This window comes from Shewanella sp. SG41-4 (assembly GCF_014164505.1).
Taxonomy (GTDB): domain Bacteria; phylum Pseudomonadota; class Gammaproteobacteria; order Enterobacterales; family Shewanellaceae; genus Shewanella.
In genome coordinates, this window is sequence record NZ_JACJFI010000493.1 from 1 (window position 1) to 1963 (window position 1963).

Here is a 1963-nt window from a genome sequence, read left to right on the forward strand (position 1 = left end):
AATAATATGAATGAAATCATCATTAGTGATAATAAGGCTTTGCTTAATATAGAAAAAATACATTGTTTTCTCACTGAAAGTAGTACTTGGGCTCAAGGGATAAGCCTTAAAACAGTTCTAAATTCGATTGAACATTCAGTGTGTATAGGTGCATATTTGAATGATGTACAGGTGGGATTTTGTCGGGTAATTACAGATAGAGCGACCTTTGGTAACTTGGTCGATGTTATTGTGTGGCCCGAATTTAGAGGGAATGGAATTTCAAAGCTATTGATGCAAGCAGTTATTGATCATGATTCGGTAAAGGGTATCAGAAGGTTAACGCTGGCAACGTCTAATGCTCACGGGTTGTATCAAAAGTTTGGCTTTACTAGCCTTAGTAAACCAGACACTTTTATGGAACGTTATGACCCATATGTGTATAAAGTTTAATACTTAATAATAAATAAACGTCAGCCAATAAGTTGCTTAATTTGGCGAGTGTCGCACTTCGGAGTTGAATCCGGGAGAAACTATGAATATAATTGCATTTATCGTCGGGATTGTCATTTCCGTCTTTGTCATATTGCGATTTAAGAAAAGTAGACTTGAATATAGTAAATTTGGATATTCACTTTTACTTATTACATTTCCATTCTATTATTTTCTATTTGCTGTTTATAGTAACAAGTATGAGGTATTATTTTTAGAATTACTGGGTGGTTTGGTTTTTTTTGTTTTAGCTTTTTTATCTATAAAATACAGTGATTTTTACAAATTCAATTTATTAGGTTTTGGCTTCATATTACATGGTATTTACGATATTGGTCATGATATATTCTTTATTAATGCAGGAACACCTTCTTGGTGGCCAGAGTTTTGTGGTGTGATAGATTTTATAATAGGACTATATTTGTTAACTCTTGCATTTAGATATCGTGTAAAGGCTATTTAAAATGGTGACTAATAATTAACTTCACTCGTTACTCGAACATTTTAGATTATTACTCTTTGCCACATTATATTGCTTCTTTAAGGACTCTAAAATTATTAGTAATTAAGAGGGGTTCTGAAGTTAGACGGATTTATATTGAAATATAAATAATTAGATAATAAGAAATTTTTTGGCTTTTTCTGGCGTTAACAATATAGCCGAACAGTTTCTCCCGTAATTTAGGCGTTAGTTTTCAGATAGGAAGAATGTAAATGTTCAACAAAATAATTATTATAGTATCTGCGTTGTTACTTCTTTTAGCATGCAGTGCTACAGGTCCAAAATTCAGCCAATTAGAAAGTTTAGATATGAATCAAGCAAACATTTATATCTATCGACCTTGGGCTATGTTAGATGGCGCTGCTGCACCAACCATCCAAATTGATGGCGTTGATCGCTTTGATCTTAGTAATGGTGGTTATGAGGTTATAACGTTACCTTTAGGTACTCATAAACTCACTGTAAAACAAGGGGCTTTCATGTCTAATTGGCGTGCAGAGGAAATGACTATTGAGTATGAATTTGAAGCAAATAAAAACTACTTTGTACGTTTATCTGCAGAGTTTAATGATGTTGGTGCTTATGGTAGTGTTATTTCTGTCTCAGGTGTTTATGGTTTTGGGCTGATAAAAGAGTCATTTGCACTGAGTGAACTAATAGAATTAAAGAAAACTAAATAATCGTCCTGTCCCGTTAAATTGGATATCTTACCATCACACTTGTCGTTCCTTATTCGTTGGGGGGTAATGCATACTGTAATCAATTATCGTTGGCAGTTACCCGGCCCCTTTTTGAATAACTTTACTTTGATGCCACACGCCTTCTTTGTAAGCATTCTAGCGAATGCTATATGAGCTGTTACAGTGTATGCGTCTAGCGAAGTACACCTAGCATCGATGTTCTGATTGTCTAAAAATACCTGCTCAATGATAAATTTGGAGCAGGTGATGAAAACATACAGAACAACTACTCAGTGGCAGATGCTACTTC

At 34.2% G+C, this 1963-nt stretch carries 3 protein-coding genes; all 3 read left to right on the forward strand.

What is annotated here, in order from left to right; genetic code table 11:
* The coding region (locus tag H5202_RS21495) for a GNAT family N-acetyltransferase (protein ID WP_336244829.1) at window positions 1-432 on the forward strand (432 nt) is incomplete at its 5' end.
* Window positions 433-514: 82 nt separating this feature from the next.
* Entirely contained in the window at window positions 515-934 is a 420-nt protein-coding gene (locus H5202_RS21500) for a hypothetical protein (protein WP_182773840.1), read from the forward strand.
* A 251-nt stretch (window positions 935-1185) separates the two neighbouring features.
* Entirely contained in the window at window positions 1186-1653 is a 468-nt protein-coding gene (locus H5202_RS21505; RefSeq protein ID WP_182773841.1) for a DUF2846 domain-containing protein, read from the forward strand.
* Window positions 1654-1963 lie beyond the last annotated feature (310 nt).